At 72.6% G+C, this 17277-nt stretch carries 20 protein-coding genes; 13 read left to right on the forward strand and 7 right to left on the reverse strand.

The features are described from left to right. Positions 1–3: 3 nt before the first annotated feature. Complete coding sequence (locus ACIQMV_RS03945; RefSeq protein ID WP_402590910.1) at positions 4–762, forward strand: SDR family oxidoreductase; 759 nt, start codon at positions 4–6, stop codon at positions 760–762. A 461-nt stretch (positions 763–1223) separates the two neighbouring features. Here the strand turns inward: ACIQMV_RS03945 and ACIQMV_RS03950 are convergent, their stop codons facing one another. Together ACIQMV_RS03950 and ACIQMV_RS03955 are read right to left on the reverse strand one after the other, a co-directional pair. Further along, on the reverse strand, positions 1224–2444 hold the full coding sequence (locus tag ACIQMV_RS03950; RefSeq protein ID WP_402590912.1) for a D-alanyl-D-alanine carboxypeptidase family protein: 1221 nt from the start codon (positions 2442–2444) through the stop codon (positions 1224–1226). Positions 2445–2647: 203 nt separating this feature from the next. Then, positions 2648–2974, reverse strand: a complete 327-nt coding sequence (locus ACIQMV_RS03955) for a nuclear transport factor 2 family protein (RefSeq protein ID WP_141361403.1) — start codon at positions 2972–2974, stop codon at positions 2648–2650. 143 nt (positions 2975–3117) lie between these two features. On the opposite strand from ACIQMV_RS03955, the gene ACIQMV_RS03960 reads away from it, so the two are divergent. Then, a complete protein-coding gene (locus ACIQMV_RS03960) occupies positions 3118–3663 on the forward strand; it encodes a DoxX family protein (RefSeq protein WP_402590914.1) in 546 nt (181 codons plus the stop codon). Between the two features lie 110 nt (positions 3664–3773). Then, the gene (locus ACIQMV_RS03965) at positions 3774–4142 is read left to right on the forward strand and encodes a MazG-like family protein (protein WP_402590916.1); all 369 of its coding nucleotides are present in this window, start codon (positions 3774–3776) and stop codon (positions 4140–4142) included. Between the two features lie 84 nt (positions 4143–4226). On the opposite strand, the gene ACIQMV_RS03970 is transcribed toward ACIQMV_RS03965, so the two are convergent. Next, positions 4227–4922: a ScbR family autoregulator-binding transcription factor gene (locus ACIQMV_RS03970; RefSeq protein ID WP_402590918.1), complete on the reverse strand. Its 696-nt coding sequence runs from the start codon at positions 4920–4922 to the stop codon at positions 4227–4229. Positions 4923–5476: 554 nt separating this feature from the next. Here ACIQMV_RS03970 and ACIQMV_RS03975 point away from each other — a divergent pair. From ACIQMV_RS03975 to ACIQMV_RS04020, 10 genes are all read left to right on the forward strand, one after another. Further along, positions 5477–7222 carry an N-acetylmuramoyl-L-alanine amidase gene (locus ACIQMV_RS03975; protein ID WP_402590920.1) on the forward strand — a complete coding sequence of 582 codons (1746 nt, stop codon included), beginning with the start codon at positions 5477–5479 and terminating at the stop codon, positions 7220–7222. A 179-nt stretch (positions 7223–7401) separates the two neighbouring features. Next, positions 7402–7893 carry a hypothetical protein gene (locus tag ACIQMV_RS03980; protein ID WP_402590921.1) on the forward strand — a complete coding sequence of 164 codons (492 nt, stop codon included), beginning with the start codon at positions 7402–7404 and terminating at the stop codon, positions 7891–7893. 97 nt (positions 7894–7990) lie between these two features. Continuing rightward, positions 7991–8293, forward strand: coding sequence for an urease subunit gamma (locus ACIQMV_RS03985; RefSeq protein ID WP_141361387.1), 303 nt, complete (start codon positions 7991–7993; stop codon positions 8291–8293). Further along, positions 8290–8781, forward strand: a complete 492-nt coding sequence (locus tag ACIQMV_RS03990) for an urease subunit beta (protein WP_308789473.1) — start codon at positions 8290–8292, stop codon at positions 8779–8781. The genes ACIQMV_RS03985 and ACIQMV_RS03990 overlap by 4 nt, the downstream gene beginning before the upstream one ends. Next, on the forward strand, positions 8774–10483 hold the full coding sequence (locus ACIQMV_RS03995) for an urease subunit alpha (protein WP_402590924.1): 1710 nt from the start codon (positions 8774–8776) through the stop codon (positions 10481–10483). The genes ACIQMV_RS03990 and ACIQMV_RS03995 overlap by 8 nt, the downstream gene beginning before the upstream one ends. Before the next feature lie 22 nt (positions 10484–10505). Then, positions 10506–11249: an urease accessory protein UreF gene (locus tag ACIQMV_RS04000; protein WP_402590926.1), complete on the forward strand. Its 744-nt coding sequence runs from the start codon at positions 10506–10508 to the stop codon at positions 11247–11249. Continuing rightward, on the forward strand, positions 11239–11937 hold the full coding sequence (gene ureG / locus ACIQMV_RS04005) for an urease accessory protein UreG (protein WP_402590928.1): 699 nt from the start codon (positions 11239–11241) through the stop codon (positions 11935–11937). The genes ACIQMV_RS04000 and ureG overlap by 11 nt, the downstream gene beginning before the upstream one ends. Further along, positions 11913–12836 carry an urease accessory protein UreD gene (locus ACIQMV_RS04010; RefSeq protein ID WP_402590930.1) on the forward strand — a complete coding sequence of 308 codons (924 nt, stop codon included), beginning with the start codon at positions 11913–11915 and terminating at the stop codon, positions 12834–12836. The genes ureG and ACIQMV_RS04010 overlap by 25 nt, the downstream gene beginning before the upstream one ends. Next, the gene (locus ACIQMV_RS04015; RefSeq protein ID WP_402590932.1) at positions 12833–13006 is read left to right on the forward strand and encodes a hypothetical protein; all 174 of its coding nucleotides are present in this window, start codon (positions 12833–12835) and stop codon (positions 13004–13006) included. Before ACIQMV_RS04010 ends, ACIQMV_RS04015 begins: the two co-directional genes overlap by 4 nt. Positions 13007–13159: 153 nt before the next feature. Then, positions 13160–14386 (forward strand): cytochrome P450, encoded by a 1227-nt coding sequence (locus tag ACIQMV_RS04020; RefSeq protein WP_401771378.1) that lies wholly within the window; start codon positions 13160–13162, stop codon positions 14384–14386. Positions 14387–14547: 161 nt separating this feature from the next. On the opposite strand, the gene ACIQMV_RS04025 is transcribed toward ACIQMV_RS04020, so the two are convergent. Genes ACIQMV_RS04025 through ACIQMV_RS04040 form a run of 4 tightly spaced genes read right to left on the reverse strand, consistent with a single transcriptional unit; the run spans position 14548 to position 17174 of the window. Next, positions 14548–15807, reverse strand: a complete 1260-nt coding sequence (locus tag ACIQMV_RS04025) for a cytochrome P450 (RefSeq protein WP_141361377.1) — start codon at positions 15805–15807, stop codon at positions 14548–14550. After that, positions 15804–16421, reverse strand: a complete 618-nt coding sequence (locus ACIQMV_RS04030; RefSeq protein WP_141361375.1) for an ATP/GTP-binding protein — start codon at positions 16419–16421, stop codon at positions 15804–15806. Before ACIQMV_RS04030 ends, ACIQMV_RS04025 begins: the two co-directional genes overlap by 4 nt. Next, positions 16402–16758 (reverse strand): DUF742 domain-containing protein, encoded by a 357-nt coding sequence (locus ACIQMV_RS04035; protein ID WP_141361373.1) that lies wholly within the window; start codon positions 16756–16758, stop codon positions 16402–16404. Before ACIQMV_RS04035 ends, ACIQMV_RS04030 begins: the two co-directional genes overlap by 20 nt. Next, complete coding sequence (locus ACIQMV_RS04040) at positions 16755–17174, reverse strand: roadblock/LC7 domain-containing protein (protein WP_172632983.1); 420 nt, start codon at positions 17172–17174, stop codon at positions 16755–16757. The genes ACIQMV_RS04035 and ACIQMV_RS04040 overlap by 4 nt, the downstream gene beginning before the upstream one ends. Between the last annotated feature and the right edge of the window lie 103 nt (positions 17175–17277).

The raw sequence follows: 17277 nt of genomic DNA on the forward strand, positions 1-17277 counted from the left end.
GCCATGACCGACAGGCAATCGAAGATCGCCGTGGTGACCGGCGCCGGCTCGGGCATCGGGCGGGCCGTCGCCGTGGAACTGCTGCGCGCGGGCTGGTCCGTGGCCCTGGCGGGGCGGCGCCCCGAGACGCTGGAGGAGACGGCGTCGCTCGCCCCGGAGGCCGCCTCCCTCGCCGCACGCACCGACGTGGCCCGGCCCAAGGACGTGGCCGCGCTGTTCGCCGCCGCCGTCGAGCGGTTCGGGCGCGTCGACCTGCTGTTCAACAACGCGGGCACGTTCGGGCCGGGCGGCGTGCCGGTGGAGGACCTGTCCTACGAGGCGTGGCGGCACGTGGTGGACACCAACCTCAACGGGGCCTTCCTGTGCGCGCAGGCGGCATACCGGCAGATGAAGGAGCAGGACCCGCAGGGCGGCCGGATCATCAACAACGGCTCGATCTCGGCGCACACGCCCCGGCCCCACTCGGCGCCCTACACCGCCACCAAGCACGCCCTGACCGGCCTGACCAAGGCGCTCTCCCTGGACGGGCGGCCGTACCGGATCGCGGTCGGGCAGATCGACATCGGCAACGCGGCCACCGACATGACGGCCCGGATGGAGTCGGGCGCCCTCCAGGCCAACGGGGAGGTGGTCCCGGAACCGGTGATGGACGTCGCCGACGTGGCGCGCACCGTGCGGCACATGGCCGAGCTGCCGTTGGAGGCGAACGTGCAGTTCGCGACGGTGCTGGCGACGACGATGCCGTACGTGGGGCGGGGCTGAGCGGCCCGGAACGGAGCCGAACGGGCCGGGACGGACGGCGGAACGGGCCACCGACGGGCAATCTGCACAAACGGAATCCCAACTCCGCACCATCGGGCCGGTAGTCCACCTATGCTCGACATCTCCTCCATCAGAGCTTCACAGTTGGAGCGGCTCGCTTCCGCCGGCCGGGCCCAGAGCCACATCTCAGGGGGGAGGCGGCAGCCGTTCCACGGCACCGGTCGGGGGTGGACCCCGCGGGGGGACCGCGGGGTGCGCACCGGTGCGTGGAACGGCTGCCGCACGGACGGCTGTGGCTCGGACGACCGCGGCACGGGCGACGGCGGCTCACACGGCTGCCGCACGGACGACTGCAGCACGGGCGACTGCGGCTCACACGACCGCGGCACGGGCGACGGCGGCTCACACGGCTGCGCACGGACGACTGCAACTCAGACGGCTGCCGCACGGACGACTGCGGCTCAGCGCCGGTGGCGGCCTCCGGAGCCGGCGGCCGCGGCCCGGCGCCGGCGCAGCGCCCACATACCGCCGGCCAGCAGCGCGACCGTCCCGCCCGCGCCTTCCAGCAGCCGCCAGGCCGAGGGGCGGTCGGCCGCCGCGCCCGGCGGCCCGGCGGCGGCCGGTGCGGCCTGCTTCCCAGGCGGGGCACCCGCGTCCGCCTTCGCCCCGCCCTCGCTCAACGGCTCGACCAGCGTGCCGACGGGCTGCGCGGAACGCCCCTGTCCGAAGCCCCAGTCGAGCAGGGCGGCAGTCTCCTCGTAGACGGCGTTGCTGCCGTTCGCGGGGTTCAGCACCGTGGCCAGCAGGGTCCGGCCGCCGCGTACGGCCGCGCCGGTGAAGGTGTTTCCGGCGTCGCTGGTGTAGCCGTTCTTCACCCCGATCAGGCCCTTGTACGCCCTCAGTCCCCACGCGCCGGTCAGCAGGCGGTCGGTGTTCTGAATCTGGAAGCTCTTGTTCCGGCCGGCCGGGAAGTCGGCGTCGTGCGTGCCGCAGTAGCCGCGGAAGTCGGCGTTGCGCAGCCCGTGCCGGGCGATCAGCGTCAGGTCGTACGCCGAGGACAGCTGACCGGGGTGGTCGAAGCCGTCGGGGCTGACCACGTGGGTGTCCAGGGCCTGGAGGTCCTCCGCCCTGGCCTGCATCTCGGCGACCGTCTTCGCCACCCCGCCGTTCATGTGGGCGAGCACGTGCACGGCGTCGTTGCCCGAGCGCAGGAACACGCCCTGCCACAGCTGCTCCACCGTGTAGGTGGTCCCGGCCTGAATCCCGACGAGGCTGGAGCCCGTGGGGATGTCGGCCAGCTCGGCGTCGGTGACGGTGTGCCGCTCGGCGCGGTGGAACTTCCTCAGCACCGTGTCCGCGAACAGCATCTTCAGCGTGGAGGCGGGCGCGAGGGGCTGGTGCGCGCGGTGGGCGGCGAGCACGTGGCCCGTCTCCCAGTCGGCGAGGAGCCAGGCACGGGCGGTGAGGCGGCCGGGCAGGCCGGTGGCGCCGCTCACCTGCACCCCCGGACGGGCCAGCCGTTCGCCGCCGATCACGGTGGCGGCGCGGGCGGGGGTCGCGGAGCGGGCCGGGGTGGCGGCCGTGGCCGGGCCGGTGGCGGTCATGGCGGTCAGCGGGGCGGCCGTGGCCAGGGTGAGCAGGGAACGCCGGGACAGGTGGGGGGACCGAGAGGAATCACGCACCCGGGGACCGTACAAAGCCAGCCCGACCCCGTGCGCGACATGTCCTCAAAGCCTGATCAAAAGATGATCAAAGGACAGGTCACCGAATGCCCTGTCGGATTGCGCTCACCGCCGGCTGGACGTCGGCTCCCCGCCCCCCGCCGCCGCGTCGCCGCGTCCTTTTGACTGCTCCCCTCCCTGTAGGGGAGGGGATTCCTGGCGCTCTACGCCTGGCCGGTCTCGAACCGCGAGATCCGGCCGTCGCCGGCGATGGTGAACGACCACCGGGTGCGCATCTCGCCCCAGGTGTCGTTGCAGTAGCGGGCCAGGAGGGCGCGGCCGCCGGCGGACTCCTTGTCGACCTCCATGTGGCCGTGCGTGGAGAAGATCTCCTCCTCGATCCACTCGGCGAGATCGCGGTCGGTTCCGTCGTCCGCCATGGTCGCGCCGGGCGCGAGGAGTTGCATGAAACCCTCGCGGTCGTGGGCGTTGACGGCGGTGACGAAGGCACGGACGGCCGGGTCGCTCAGTCTGGCGGTCTGAATCGTCATGTCGGCCAGCGTCACACCGGTCCCCGGACCCCGCCACCCGAACGGAGCGCAGGACGGGCCCGGCGGGCCTGGTCGGTGCGACGGTGGACACCCGGAAAGAGTCCGATGCCGCTGTTCTTCCGCCGTCTGCCTGGGGAGTCACCGTGACCTGTTACGACCGACGCGATCTGGGCCTGCTGCTGCTCCGGCTGGGTACCGGCGGTGTGCTGGCCGCGCACGGCGCGCAGAAGCTGCTGGGTTGGTTCGGCGGGGGCGGGATCGAGGGGACGGGGCGGTTCATGGAATCCGTGGGATACCGGCCGGGGAAGGCGAGCGCGATGGCGGCCGGGCTGTCGGAGGCCGGCGGCGGTCTGCTGCTGGCCATGGGCCTGGCGACCCCGGCCGCGGGCGCGGCTGCGGCCGGCGCGATGGCGGGTGCGGCGGCGGTGCACGCGCCCAGCGGCTTCTTCGCCCAGAGCGGCGGCTACGAGTACGCCGCCTCGCTGGGTCTGACCTCCGCGGGCCTGGCGATCACAGGCCCCGGCCGGCTCTCCGTGGACCACGCCCTCGGACACACCGTCAACCGCGGCTGGATGGTCCCGGCGGCGTTCGCGACGGTGGCCGCGGCGACGTCCGTGGTCCTGGGCGCGCGGGTGCGGCGGCTCCGCAGGGAGAAGGAGGGGGAGCAGGAGGCGCTTTTCGAGGAGTAGGACACGGCGGTCGTGGCGGGCCGCGGCGCGGGCGGGAACAGGTCCGACGGCCATGGCGGACCGCCGCAGGGCCCGGAACAGGAGCCGGCGGTCGTGGCAGGCTGCGCTGCATGAGCGATCAGCACCCCGGCACCGCGCCGGCACCGCCCGAGGACATCTGGTCCACCGTCGACGACCTGTGGGCCTGGCTGGACGGGCACCGTCCCCTCGACGAGGGCCGGGAGGCGGCGGTACTGCCCCGGGTCCTGAAGCTGTCGGAGGAGGTCGGCGAGGTCGCCCAGGCGGTGATCGGCGCGACCGGCCGGAACCCGCGCAGGGGCACCACCCACACCTGGGACGACGTCGAGGCGGAACTGTGCGACGTGGTGATCACCGCTCTGGTGGCCCTGCGCACCCTGACCCCTCGGACCCGGGAGGTCTTCACCCGGCATCTGGAGCGGGTCAAGCAGCGGTCACTGGGGCCGGGCGGGGAGGCCTGACCGGAACGGTTCCGACCGGCCGGTTCCAGCTGACCGGTTCCAACTGACCGGTTCCGACCGGCCGAGCGGCGGACGCCCCGCCGTTCAGCCGCCGCCGGCGGCCACGGCGGTCACCGGCACGGCCTCCGACACCGACATCGACACCGCCTCCGACACCGCCTCGGCGATGACACGGCTTCCCCGATCGGGAGCCGTGTCGAGCCGGGCCAGTACCGCCGGAGTGGCGATGGCCGGCAGCACGTGCTCGAAGAGATCGGCCATCCGCCGCTCCAGATCGGCCCATCCGGCGACCGCCTGGGAGACGAACTGGACGCCGATCCAGGCCCCGAGGAAGAGGTGCGCGGTCGTCTCCGGCACGACGTGCGGCAGCACTTCGCCGCGGCGCTTGGCCTCCTCGAGGAAGTCCGCGGTGCGTTGCGTCCAGGCGGGCCAGACGCCGCCGAAGACGTCACGGCCCTGGAGATCGACGGCGAGCCGCACACCGGCGAGGAGCAGGGGTTCCCCGGGGAGGCGGGCGGCGAGCGTCATCCCCGCGTCCACCCATTCCTGGAGCTTGAGTTCGCGGGGCACATGGTGCTCGATGCCTGCCTGCGCCGCGAGCACGCCCCGGGCGAGGGAGGCCTTCGAGTCGAAGTGGAAGTACAGGGCACCCTTGGTCACCTTGGCCCGGCTGAGGATCTCGGCGACCGTGGCCGCGGCGTAACCCCGTTCGGCGAAGACCGCGGCGGCCGCGTCGAGCACCGCACGGCGGGTCCGGATGGCACGCTCCTGCTGAGCCACGGGAGTCTCCCAGGGGTGAAACAGCCCGAATTTGACGTACTTTAGCGCAGGTTGGCCCTTGTCGAGCCTGGTGAAGTCCTCCGGATCCCGCTCGCCACGGAGTGACGCGGATCGGCCGTTCGTCGCCGGATTCTCCGGAACCATGAATTCCGCGTTCCGGGAATTGGATCCCCCTTTTCCAGATCACCTCGCGCCCTGCGACGCATTTCCGCTCCGTGATTCCGGCGGTCAACGCCACGGGCGGCCGCGCCCGGATTTCTAGTCATCCCACGGATGCCTCGTCAAGTGACCGGACATTACCGGCACTTGACTGGCTTCACTGACACTCCGAACGAAGCAGGAGTGCCGAATGTCCGTTACTTCCGTTCGCTGGACAGCCGTTCCCGTGCCGGGTATAAACGCCGGCTTACGCAACAGCGAAAGGGCATGTGCGAGAGGACGGAAATGACGACGGCACGTCGTCGAGCCGCGTCGCATTCGAATCCGCCGACCGGCATTCCCCGCGCGCTGCCTGATCGCGAAGAGCACGCACTCGACACCACCGAGGGAAGACCATGAGCTCCTCAAGTTCCCGTTCCCGCCGCGCACGTGCCGGCAGACGCCGGGTCTGGCTGGCCGTCGGTGCCACCGTGATCGGCGGCGCGGGTCTGGCCACGGCCGCCGTGGTCCTGACCCCCGATCACTCCTCGGGCACGGGCGCCACGGAAGCCCGGCCGGCCAGGGCGGACACCATCGCGCTCATCGGCTCCGACAGCTCGAAGCGCGCCCTTCCCCGCACCGACACCAAGGCGTTCTCCCTGATCGGTGTCTCCTGGAAGGACCGCGCCAGGACCTTCGACGGCACCGCCCAGATACGTACCCGCGCCGCCGCCGGCGGCGGGTGGACCGACTGGCGCGACCTCGACTTCGACACGGTCGGACCCGAGACCGACGAAGGCCGCGCCCCGGGCACCCGCGGCGCCTCCGAACCGCTGTGGGTGGGCCCGTCCGACGCGGTCGAGGCACGCGTCACGGCCGACGGAAAGCAGACCACCGTCCCCGACGGACTGCGTCTCGACCTGATCGACCCCGGCACCGCCCCGCAGGGCAAGGGCCAGGCGAACGGCCAGAACAAGGGGAACGGCCAGGGTCAGGGGAACGGCCAGAACAAGGGCAACGGCCAAGGCCAGGGCAACACCGGCAACGGCAACGGCAACGGCAACGGCAACGGCAACGGCAACGGCAACGGCAACGGCAAGGGTGGCACAAAGCCAGGGGACTCCGCGGGCGAGACCGCGGCCCCCACGCAACAGCCGTCCTCCCCCGACCCCACCTCCGCGCCCGGCGACACCCCACCGGACACCGCCTCGTCCGCCACGCCCACCAGCGGAGCCGGCGACGGTTCCTCGGACACGGCCCCCTCCCCCACCGCCGAGGTCCCCACCGACGAGGGCGGGAAGACACCGGAGCCGACCGGCCCCGCCGACCCCACCACCGGGGCGCCCGCACCCACCTCGGACACCGGCTCGGACACACCGCCGACCGCCGGCTCGGAGCCCACCGGCCCCGCGGACTCCGGCGACTCCCCGGCCCCCGGCGACAGCACCCGGCCGGAGCCGGCCGAATCGGCCGCGCCGCCCACGGGCGAAGCCTCCCAGCCGCCCGCTTCCCCGGCGCCCGAGACGACGGCGCCGACCGCACCCACCGGACCCGCCGCCCCCGCGATCGTCGACCGGGCCACCTGGGGCGCCGACGAGTCCCTGGTCGAGGACCCGCCCGAGTACCTGGACAAGGTGAAGGCCGTCTTCGTCCACCACACCGCGGGCACCAACGACTACAGCTGCGCCGACTCACCCGCCATCATGCGCGCGATCCTCGTCTACCACGTGCGCACCGAAGGCTGGAACGACCTCGGCTACAACTTCTTCGTCGACAAGTGCGGCACCGTCTTCGAGGGTCGCGCCGGCGGCGTCGGCCAACGGGTGCGCGGCGCCCACACCTACGGCTTCAACGGCGACTCCGCGGGCATCTCCCTGCTGGGCGACTACGAGAACGGCGGCACCCCGACCGCCGCCGCCAAGCAGGCCATCGCCGACCTCGCCGCCTGGAAGCTCGGTCTGGACGGCGTCGACCCGCAGGCCAAGGTGACCCTCACCGCGGCCGGCGACACCGGCGTGTACAAGACGGGCCAGAAGGCCGTCCTGAACACCGTCTCCGGCCACCGGGACGGCTACGCCACCCTCTGTCCCGGCAAGACCCTCTACTCCGCACTGCCGGGCATCCGCACCGCCGCCGGACAGTCCCGCTACGCCACGCGCTGACCCGCCCGCCCCGCCCGGCCGCGCCGCCGCCCCGCCTCCCATCGGCCGGCCCGTCCCCGTCGGCCGGGGCGGCGGCACCGGTCGTCGTACCGGCGTCGCGTGACGTTCCGGCGATGGAATCCGCTTGCTAACCGGGGAGCCCGTCAAGGCCCCCACAGCAAGCGAAGGGGTGGGATTCCATGGCCGAGGCCGACGAGAGCAACCCGGAAGCGGAGGGGATGCACCTGCATGCGGCAACCCTGGTCGCCCGTCTCACGGGGCGCAGCCGGCTGCCTCTGGACTACTCCGTGGCGAGTCTGCGGATCGTCGACTTCCTGATCGACGGCATGCGCAAGGGCGGTGCTTCGCGCGAGCGCGTACGCGGGCCGCTGCTCGGCCTCGGAGCGTACGTGGGTGAGGTGTTGGTCCGCCACGCCGGCGCGACCTGGGTGGACTTCGACGCCGACCTGCGGGCCTACTTCGGCCAGCCGGTCGGCGTCCGCATGCAGGACGGGCGTCTGTGGAACCCGCTGGGCAAGGTCCTCAACCGCTTCGAGACGGGCGGAGCACGGGATTCCCTCCAGATCTTCTATCTGACCCTGCACGGCCGGCCGCGTCGGGCGACCGTGGCGGACGCCCAGGCCGGCGGTGTGCGCGCGGAGGACGTCCGACGCGTCGGAGGGGCCCGCTGATCGTCACCCTGGGCGAGTTCTCGCTCTGCGACGGGAGCACGTTTGGGATTAACTGCAAGAGCGCGTGGTTCTTCCCCTCACCCCGTGGAGACGGCCGATGCTTCTGACGTTGCACGAGCGTGAGCGCCTGATGATCTACACGGCGGCGAAGCTGGCCCAGGAGCGCAGGGAGCGGGGCCTGAAGCTGAATTTGCCGGAGGCCACCGCGGTGATCACGTCGTTCCTGCTGGAGGGTGCGCGCGACGGCCGTACGGTCACCGAACTCATGGAGTCCGGACGGACGGTGCTCGGACACGACGACGTGATGGAGGGGGTGCCGGAGATGCTGGGGCAGGTGCAGGTCGAGGCGACCTTCCCCGACGGCACGAAGCTGATCACGGTGACGGGGCCGATCTCATGATCATGAAGAGCGGCGAGCATCCCAGCGACGACCCCGGCAGGCAGGACCAGCACGGCTCGGTGCTCCACCCCTCCAGCGGCGTCGGCAGCCCCAGCCCGCCACGGCGGAGCGGGACCGGGGCGCGGCAGGCGGCCCGGCGGCACTACACGGGGGGACGGCCGGAGGCCGACGAGCCCCTGATCCCGGGCGAAGTGCTCTACGGCGACGACCCGGTCGTGATCAACGCCGGCAAGGAGGTCACCCGGCTGCGGGTGGAGAACACCGGCGACCGGCCCGTCCAGGTCGGTTCGCACTTCCACTTCGCGGAGGTCAACGCCGCGCTGGAGTTCGACCGCGAGGCCGCGTGGGGGCGCCGGCTCAATGTGCTCTCGGGCGGCTCGGTGCGTTTCGAGCCCGGGGCCGTGGAGGAGGTGGAGCTGGTCCCGATCGGGGGGCGGCGGATCGTGGCCGGACTGCGGGGTCTGTGCGGAGGTGAACTCGATGGCTGAGATCAGCCGGCGGGAGTACGGCGCCTCGTTCGGACCGACCACCGGGGACCGTGTCCGCCTGGCCGACACCAACTTGTTCATCGAGGTCGAGCGGGACCTCTGCGGCGGCGGTGACGAGGCCGTCTTCGGCGGCGGCAAATCCGTACGGGAGTCCATGGGCCAGTCGCGGGCCACCCGCGGCGAGGGAACACCGGACCTGGTCATCACCGGCGCGGTGGTCCTGGACCACTGGGGAGTGGTCAAGGCCGACGTCGGCGTCCGGGACGGCCGGATCGTGGCGCTGGGCAAGGCGGGCAACCCCGACACCATGGACGGGGTCCACCCCGGCCTCGTCATCGGCCCCTCCACGGAGATCGCGGCCGGCAACGGGCTGATCCTGACGGCGGGCACGGTCGACACCCATGTGCACTTCGTCGGCCCGGACATGTTCGAGGAAGCCCTCGCGGCGGGCACCACCACGTTCGTCGGCGGCGGCACGGGGCCGACCGAGGGGTCGAAGGCGACCCTGGCCACGCCGGGCGCCTGGTGGCTGCGGCGGATGCTGGAGGCCTGCGAGCCCTGGCCGCTGAACGTGCTGTTCCTGGCCCGTGGCAACACCGTGTCCCCCGAGGCTCTGTGGGAGCAACTGCGCGGCGGCGCGGGCGGGTTCAAGGTGCACGAGGACTGGGGCGCCACCCCGGCCGCGGTCGACGCCGCGCTGACCGTGGCCGACCAGGCCGGGGTGCAGGTCGCGATTCACAGCGACACCCTCAACGAGGCGGGTTTCGTGGAGGATCTGCTCGCCGCCGTGGGCGGCCGGACGTTCCACGCGTACCACACCGAGGGCGCGGGCGGCGGCCACGCGCCGGACATCATCCGGATCGCCGGCGAGCCGAACGTACTGCCCGCCTCGACCAACCCCACCCGCCCGTTCACCGTCAACACGGTGGCCGAGGCGCTGGACATGGTGATGGTGGCCCACCACCTCAACCCGCAGGTGCCCAACGACCTCGCGTTCGCCGAGAGCCGGGTGCGTCCCACGACCATCGCCGCGGAGGACGTGCTGCACGACCTCGGAGCGCTCTCGATCATGTCGTCGGACGCGCAGGCGATGGGCCGGGTTGCGGAGGTCGTGACGCGGACGTGGCAGACCGCCCACCGGATGAAGGAGCTGCGCGGCTCACTGCCCGGCGACAGCCGGGCCGACAACCAGCGGGCCCGCCGCTACGTCGCCAAGTACACGATCTGCCCGGCGGTGGCCCACGGCCTCGAACGCGAGATCGGTTCCGTGGAGCCCGGCAAGCTGGCCGACCTGGTGCTGTGGCAGCCCGCCCTGTTCGGGGTCCGGCCCACGGTCGTGTTCAAGGCCGGCATGGCCGCCAGCGCCGCCCTCGGCGACCCGAACGCGTCGATCCCCACGCCCCAACCGGTGCTGAACCGGCTGGGCTTCAACGTGGGCAACCCGGCCGCCGCCGCGAGCGGCGTCGCCTTCGTCGCGCCGGCGGCCGTCGAGGACGGGCTCGCCGACCGCCTGGGGCTGCGACGGCGGCTCGTGGCCGTGGAGAACGTACGCGGCCGCGGCAAACGGGACCTTCCGGAGAACACCGCCACTCCACGCATCGAGGTCGACGCCGACACGTACAGCGTGCGGGTCGACGGCGAGCTGATCGAGCACGAGCCCGCGGCCGAAGTGCCGATGGCACAGCGCTACTTCCTCTTCTGACCCCCCGCCACCAGCCCCTCCGATGAACGCCCAGGAATCCCAGGAATCACAGGACCGGCAGCCGCAGGCGACGCTGCCGGCGCTGCTGCTGCTCGCCGACGGACGCTTCCCCTCCGGCGGGCACGCCCATTCCGGCGGTCTGGAGGCGGCGGCGGCCCTGGACGGCGTGGACGACCTGGCCGCGCTGGAGGAGTTCCTGCGGGGACGCCTGGCGACGACCGGCGTGGTGACCGCCGCGTTCACGGCTGCTGCGTGTGCCGTCTTCGGCGGTACGGGCCGCCGGGCCACCGAGGTGGTGGAGGCGCTGGAGACGCTGGACCGCGAGTTCGCCGCGAGGACCCCGTCACCGGCGCTGCGGACCGCCTCCCGCCGCCTGGGACGCCAACTGCTGCGGGCGGGCCGTACGATCTGGCCCCACCCCCGCCTGGACGAACTGAGCGCCGCGCCGCGGCACGGCCCCCATCAGCCGGTGGCCCTGGGCGCGGTGGCCGCGGCGGCGGGCCTGGGTCCGGACGCCGCCGCGCTGGCCGCCGCCCACGACGCGGTACTCACCCCGGCGACGGCCGCCGTGCGGCTGCTCGGGCTCGACCCGTTCGCGGTCCACGCCACGGTCGCCCGGCTGGGACCACGGATCGCCGCCGTCGCCGCCGAGGCGGCGCGCCACGCGCACACGGCACCCGAGGCGCTGCCGTCCCGCGCGGGACCTCTCCTCGACATCCGTGCCGAACACCACGCCGCCTGGGAGGTGCGTCTCTTTGCGTCCTGACCCCACACCACGACCCGCCCGCTCCCACGATCACCCGCACGCCGGCGGGCGGGGGACGGGAGCCCTGCCCCGCCGACCCGGCCGGGCACTGCGCATCGGCATCGGCGGCCCAGTCGGCTCCGGCAAGACCGCACTGGTCGCGGCGCTGTGCCGCACACTGGCCCCGGAACTCTCCCTGGCCGTGGTCACCAACGACATCTACACCACCGAGGACGCCGACTTCCTGCTGCGCAACGGCGTACTGGCCGCCGAACGGGTCCGGGCCGTCGAGACCGGGGCGTGCCCGCACACGGCGATCCGGGACGACATCTCCGCCAACCTCGAAGCCGTGGAGGAGCTGGAGGCGACCCTGCCGCCGCTCGACCTCGTCCTCCTGGAGAGCGGCGGGGACAACCTCACCGCCACGTTCAGCCGCGGACTGGTCCACCACCAGATCTTCGTCATCGACGTCGCCGGCGGGGACAAGGTGCCCCGCAAGGGCGGCCCGGGTGTCACCTCGGCCGACCTGCTGGTCATCAACAAGACGGATCTGGCGCCGCAGGTCGGCGCCGACCTCGCCGTCATGGACCGCGACGCCCGTGCCAAGCGCGGTGGCCTGCCCGTGCTGTTCACCTCCCTGGTCCGGGACCCCACCGCGGCCGACGTCGCCGCGTGGGTGCGGCAGTGCCTCGGCGTTCCCGCCCGGTGATGCGCGCCCACGCCCGCCTCGAGGTGACGGCGGACCGGGACCGGTCCGGCCGGGTCAGGACCCGGATCAGCCGGCTCCGCTCCGACGCGCCACTGGTCCTGCGCCCCACCGCCGCCGTCGAGCCGTCGGGCCGGTGGAACCCGCACGGCGCCGCCCACGTGGCGCTGGCCGCCGCGGCCGCGGGCCCGATCGGCGGGGACCACCTACGGCTGGACGTCGAGGTCGCGGCGGGCGCGGCGCTCGTCGTACGCAGCGTGGCGGCGACCCTGGTGCTGCCGGGGCCGCACGGCCGTCCCTCACGCACCGAGACCCACCTGCGGGTCGCGCCGGCCGGCACCCTGGTCTGGCTGCCCGAACCGGTCATCGCCGCCGGCCGCTGCGACCACCACGCCACGACGCGCATCGCCCTGGAGCCGGGGGCCCGCCTGCTCGCCCGCGAGGAACTGCTCCTGGGCCGCCACGGCGAGACCCCGGGCACGGTCCACCAGCGCCTCCGGGTGACCCTCGCCGGCCGTCCCCTCCACGACCAGGAATTCGCCGTCGGCCCCGACGTCCCGGGCTGGCACGGCCCAGCCGTGACCGGCGGCCACCGAGCCCTGGGCACCCTGCTCGTCATCGCCCCCGACAGCCCGCCCGACACCCGCCCGAACCCCACCCCCACCCCCACCCTCACCCCCACCCCCACCGACGCCGACGCCGACGCCGACACGGCCGTCATGCGCCTCACCCCCACCGCCACCCTGCTCACCGTCCTGGCGGACGACGCCCTCACCCTGCGCCGGCACCTCGACCGGGGGATGACCGGCCCGCCGGCCGACTGCGCCATACAGCGCGGCAGCGGGCCTTTCGAACCGACCGAAACCCTCACGTCCAAAGGCCGTGTGACGTCCGGCAATTGAGAAGCCGCGTCCCGGCCAGGACGAGCCGGGCCGTCCTCGGTGCCGCGCTGTCCGCGGCCGGGCTGGTCAACCACCCGACCGCATGGTGGCACTGGTCGTACGGAGACCGGTACTGGGTGTTGCGGACCCGGCGGTCCGTCGCCCCGTACGGCCCCGTCGAGCTGCCGTAACGCCACGACCTGGCCACTTCGGCCACGTTCACGGCATGGTTTTCGGCCAACGGGTGTTCATGGGGCGGCCGGTGAGACGGTGGGGGCTGTCTTGGTTGATGGTTGATCAATTACCTTGTGGCGTAAGCCAGTCACTGACTTTGAGGGAGCCCCATGTCCACCGCGCAGCAGGTGCCCGACATCCTCTCGCCCGAGTTCGCCGCTGACCCCTACCCGGCGTACCGTCTGATGCGCGACACCGCGCCCCTCATCTGGCACGAGGCCACGCAGAGTTACATCATCTCGCGCTACGAGGACGTCGAGCGCGTCTTCAAGGACAAGAGCGGCGAGTTCACCACCGACAACTACGACTGGCAGATCGAGCCCGTGCACGGCAAGACGATCCTCCAGCTCAGCGGTCGTGAGCACGCCGTGCGCCGCGCCCTCGTGGCTCCAGCCTTCCGCGGCGCCGACCTCCAGGAGAAGTTCCTGCCCGTCATCGAGCGCAACTCGCGCGAACTGATCGACGCCTTCCGGAACTCCGGCTCCGCCGACCTGGTCAACGACTACGCCACCCGCTTCCCGGTCAACGTGATCGCCGACATGCTGGGCCTCGACAAGGCCGACCACGCGCGCTTCCACCGCTGGTACACGTCCGTCATCGCCTTCCTCGGCAACCTCTCGGGCGACCCCGAGGTGGCCGCCGCGGGCGAGCGGACCCGTGTCGAGTTCGCCGAGTACATGCTGCCGATCATCCGCGAACGCCGTGAGAACCTGGGCGACGACCTGCTGTCCACGCTGTGCGCCGCCGAGGTCGACGGCGTGCGGATGAGCGACGAGGACATCAAGGCGTTCTGCAGCCTGCTGCTCGCCGCGGGCGGCGAGACCACCGACAAGGCGATCGCCAGCATCTTCGCGAACCTGCTGCTCCACCCCGACCAGCTCGCCGCGGTCCGCGCGGACCGCGACCTGATCCCGCGGGCCTTCGCCGAGACCCTGCGCTACACCCCGCCCGTCCACATGATCATGCGGCAGTCCGCGACCGAGGTGAAGCTCAGCGGTGGGACCATACCCGCGGGCGTCACCGTCACCTGCCTGATAGGCGCCGCCAACCGCGACGAGAGCCGCTACCGCGACCCCGACCGTTTCGACATCTTCCGCGACGACCTCACCACCACGACCGCCTTCTCCGCCGCCGCCGACCACCTCGCCTTCGCGCTCGGCCGGCACTTCTGCGTAGGCGCGCTGCTCGCCAAGGCGGAGGTCGAGATCGGCGTCGGCCAACTGCTGGACGCCATGCCCGACATGCGCCTGGCCGACGGCTTCGACCCGGTGGAGGAGGGCGTCTTCACCCGCGGCCCGCAGCGCCTGCCGGTGCGGTTCACGCCCGTGACCGCCTGACCGCCCGACCGGCACCACCGCCGAGGTGATGGGCCCCACCCAGGGGCCCATGTGCCCGCCCGCGCCGCCGCGTCACCAGGCGCCGTCCACCACGCTGTCGGGCGCCCGCCCCACGGCACCACCAGGCGCCCGCCCTGTAGCACCACCGCCAGGCGGCCGCCCTAGTGCACCACCGGTGTGAACTGCACCGGCAGCGCCGTCAGCCCCCGCATCCAGATCGACGGGCGCCAGGACAGCTCCTCGGGCTCCACCGACAGCACCAGGTCGGGCAGCCGCTCCAGCAGCGTCTCGACCGCCGTCCGCGCCATCACGTCCGCCAGCAGCGGTGCCGGATAGGGGCAGCGGTGCTCGCCGTTGCTGAACGACAGGTGCGCGGCGTTCTCCGCGCCCACGTGCGAATCGGGCCAGATCTGCGGATCGGTGTTGGCCGCGGCCAGCCCCAGCACCAGGCAGTCGCCCGCCCGGATCTGCCGCCCGCCCAGCTGGGTGTCCCGAACGGCCCAGCGCCCGATGAAGTTCTGCGTCGGCGTGTCCAGCCACAGCGCCTCGTTGAGCGCCTCGCCCACGCTGAGCCGGCCGCCCGACACGTTCACGGCGAACCGCTCGTCCGTCAGCAGCAGCCTGAGCGTGTTGCAGATCCAGTTCGCCGTCGGCTGCTGCGCCGCGGCGATCACCGAGATCAGGTCCTGGACGATCTCCTCGTCCGTCAGCCCCGCCGGATGCAGCAGCATGCGCGAGGTGACGTCCGGACCGGGGCTGACCCGCTTGTCCTTCACCAGCTGCCGCAGCCGCTCGCCCACGCGCCCGTACGCCGCCACCGGGTCGTCGCCCTCCGCGGCGTCCAGCGAGATCCGCAGGTCCTCGACGAGCTGCCGGGTGTCCTCACCCGAGGTCGGCATCCCGCACATCTGCACCACGGCCCGCATCGGCAGGGCGTGCGCGTAACCGGTCATCAGCTCCGCCTGGCCGCTGCCCGCGAAGTCGGCGATGAGCCGGTCGGCGATCAACTGGCAGTTGCGGGCCAGCTCGAACTGGTCGACGCCCTCCAGCGCCTCCGTGATCACCCCGGCCCGCCGCCGGTGCTCGTCGCCCTCGGTGAACAGCACCGACGGCTGGTATCCGACGTACGGCATCAGCGGCCAGTCCGCCGGGATGTTCTCCCACTGGTTCCAGCGCCGGGAGTCCCGTGCGAACAGCTCGTCGTGGCTGGTCACGTAGGTGACCTCGGAGTAGCCGAGCACCAGCCAGGCCGGGATGTCCCCGTCGAGCAGCACCGGCGCGACCGCGCCGTGCTCGCGGCGCAGCGCGCGGTACAGCTGCGACGGGGTCTGCTGGTACTCGAGGCCTCCCAGGCGCACCGCGTCGGCGTGGTGGGCGGGGCAGCCCGGCGGAGCCGGTTGCGCGGAAGAGGGGTCGGTCACGGTGTCGCCTCCTGGGCCATGGCCAGTTCGTACAGGTGGTCCACGAGGGTGACCAGCACATCCTTGCCGGACTGCCGGACCCGCGCGTCGCAGTCGAGCATCGGCACGTGCTCGGGCAGCGCGAGCGCCTGGCGGATCTCTTCCAGGGAGTACCGGTTGGTGTCGTCGTCGAACCGGTTGACGGCCACCACGAACGGCGTCCTGTGGTGCTCCAGCCGGTCGATCGCGTACCAGGAGTCGTTCATCCGGCGCGTGTCCACGAGCACCACGGCGCCCAGCGTCCCGGAGAACAGCCTGTCCCAGAGGAACCAGAAGCGCTCCTGGCCCGGCGCGCCGAACAGGTACAGCACCATGCGCTCGTTGAGGCTGATCCGCCCGAAGTCGAACGCCACCGTCGTGGTCGTCTTCGTCGCGACCGCGCTGGTCTCGTCGACGCCCACGCCGGCCTGCGTCATCACCTCCTCGGTGTTCAGCGGCCGGATCTCGCTCACCGAGCGGACCAGGGTCGTCTTGCCGACACCGAAACCGCCCACGATGACGATCTTCAGGCCGGTCTCCGCCGCGTCGTCCAGTGGCGTGCGGTGGGAGGGCAGCTCAGAGGTTGCGGAGCCCATGGAGCACCTCCTTGAGAAGGGCGGAATCGGGGAGGGAGGCGACGGACCGCGCCGCACGCGGGTGGCGGGCGGTGATGCGGCCCGTGTCGAGCAGGTCGCCGAGCAGGATCCGCACCACCGTGATCGGCAGCTTCAGCTCCGCGGCGATCTCGACGACGGCCGTGGGGTGTTGGCACAGCTCCAGGATCCGGGCGTGCTCCGACTGCATTCCCGCGGTGGGCCGGCACTCGCTGACGATGAGGGTGACCAGGTCGAAGGACTCGTCGGCGCGGCTCCGGCCGGCCGTGACCGTGTAGAGCCGGTCGGGGTCACCGGTGTCCACGGGCTTGCGCATCACGACGCGGCACTTCCCGGAACGGGCTCTCGGGGCTCGGCGCGCAGGTGCTCGCCGATCTGCTCCACCAGCTCCGACATCTGGTGGCCCACCACGCCGGGGTCGGCGTCCTCCTCGGCGAGGACGGCCAGATGCGCTCCCTCTCCGGCCTCCACTATGAACAGCAGGCCGCCGTGGAACTCGGTCATGGACTGCCGGACGCCGCCGGTGCCGTCGCCGAACTCCATGGACGCGCCTTGGGCGAGGGCCTGGATGCCGGAGCAGATGGCGGCGAGTTGGTCGGCCTGGTCGAGTGTCAGGTGTTCGGTCCAGCAGAGCTTCAGGCCGTCGCGGGACAGGGCGAGAGCGTGCCGGGTGCCACGGGTGCGCTCCAGGAGGCTCTTGAGGAGCCAGGTGAGGCTGTTGTCGGTGGTCTGCATGATGGGTGATGGGACGGTGGTGCCCGGTTGACCGGTCACCGGCCCGTTCCTCCAATCTCAGGAATGCGAGCGGGAAGTGGGCGCCGACGCCCCGGGCGCCGTA

The organism is Streptomyces sp. NPDC091412 (genome assembly GCF_044756885.1).
Classification (GTDB): domain Bacteria; phylum Actinomycetota; class Actinomycetes; order Streptomycetales; family Streptomycetaceae; genus Streptomyces.

What these genes read in the sequence shown, in the direction of transcription:
- ACIQMV_RS03965 (WP_402590916.1), top strand. Translation starts at nt 3,774, where the DNA reads ATGAGCGATCAGCACCCCGGCACCGCGCCGGCACCGCCCGAGGACATC.
- ACIQMV_RS04020 (WP_401771378.1), top strand. Translation starts at nt 13,160, where the DNA reads ATGTCCACCGCGCAGCAGGTGCCCGACATCCTCTCGCCCGAGTTCGCC.
- ACIQMV_RS03945 (WP_402590910.1), top strand. Translation starts at nt 4, where the DNA reads ATGACCGACAGGCAATCGAAGATCGCCGTGGTGACCGGCGCCGGCTCG.
- ACIQMV_RS03980 (WP_402590921.1), top strand. Translation starts at nt 7,402, where the DNA reads ATGGCCGAGGCCGACGAGAGCAACCCGGAAGCGGAGGGGATGCACCTG.
- ACIQMV_RS03975 (WP_402590920.1), top strand. Translation starts at nt 5,477, where the DNA reads ATGAGCTCCTCAAGTTCCCGTTCCCGCCGCGCACGTGCCGGCAGACGC.
- ACIQMV_RS04000 (WP_402590926.1), top strand. Translation starts at nt 10,506, where the DNA reads ATGAACGCCCAGGAATCCCAGGAATCACAGGACCGGCAGCCGCAGGCG.
- ACIQMV_RS04030 (WP_141361375.1), bottom strand. Translation starts at nt 16,421, where the DNA reads ATGGGCTCCGCAACCTCTGAGCTGCCCTCCCACCGCACGCCACTGGAC.
- ACIQMV_RS03985 (WP_141361387.1), top strand. Translation starts at nt 7,991, where the DNA reads ATGCTTCTGACGTTGCACGAGCGTGAGCGCCTGATGATCTACACGGCG.
- ACIQMV_RS03990 (WP_308789473.1), top strand. Translation starts at nt 8,290, where the DNA reads ATGATCATGAAGAGCGGCGAGCATCCCAGCGACGACCCCGGCAGGCAG.
- ACIQMV_RS04040 (WP_172632983.1), bottom strand. Translation starts at nt 17,174, where the DNA reads ATGCAGACCACCGACAACAGCCTCACCTGGCTCCTCAAGAGCCTCCTG.
- ACIQMV_RS03955 (WP_141361403.1), bottom strand. Translation starts at nt 2,974, where the DNA reads ATGACGATTCAGACCGCCAGACTGAGCGACCCGGCCGTCCGTGCCTTC.
- ACIQMV_RS03995 (WP_402590924.1), top strand. Translation starts at nt 8,774, where the DNA reads ATGGCTGAGATCAGCCGGCGGGAGTACGGCGCCTCGTTCGGACCGACC.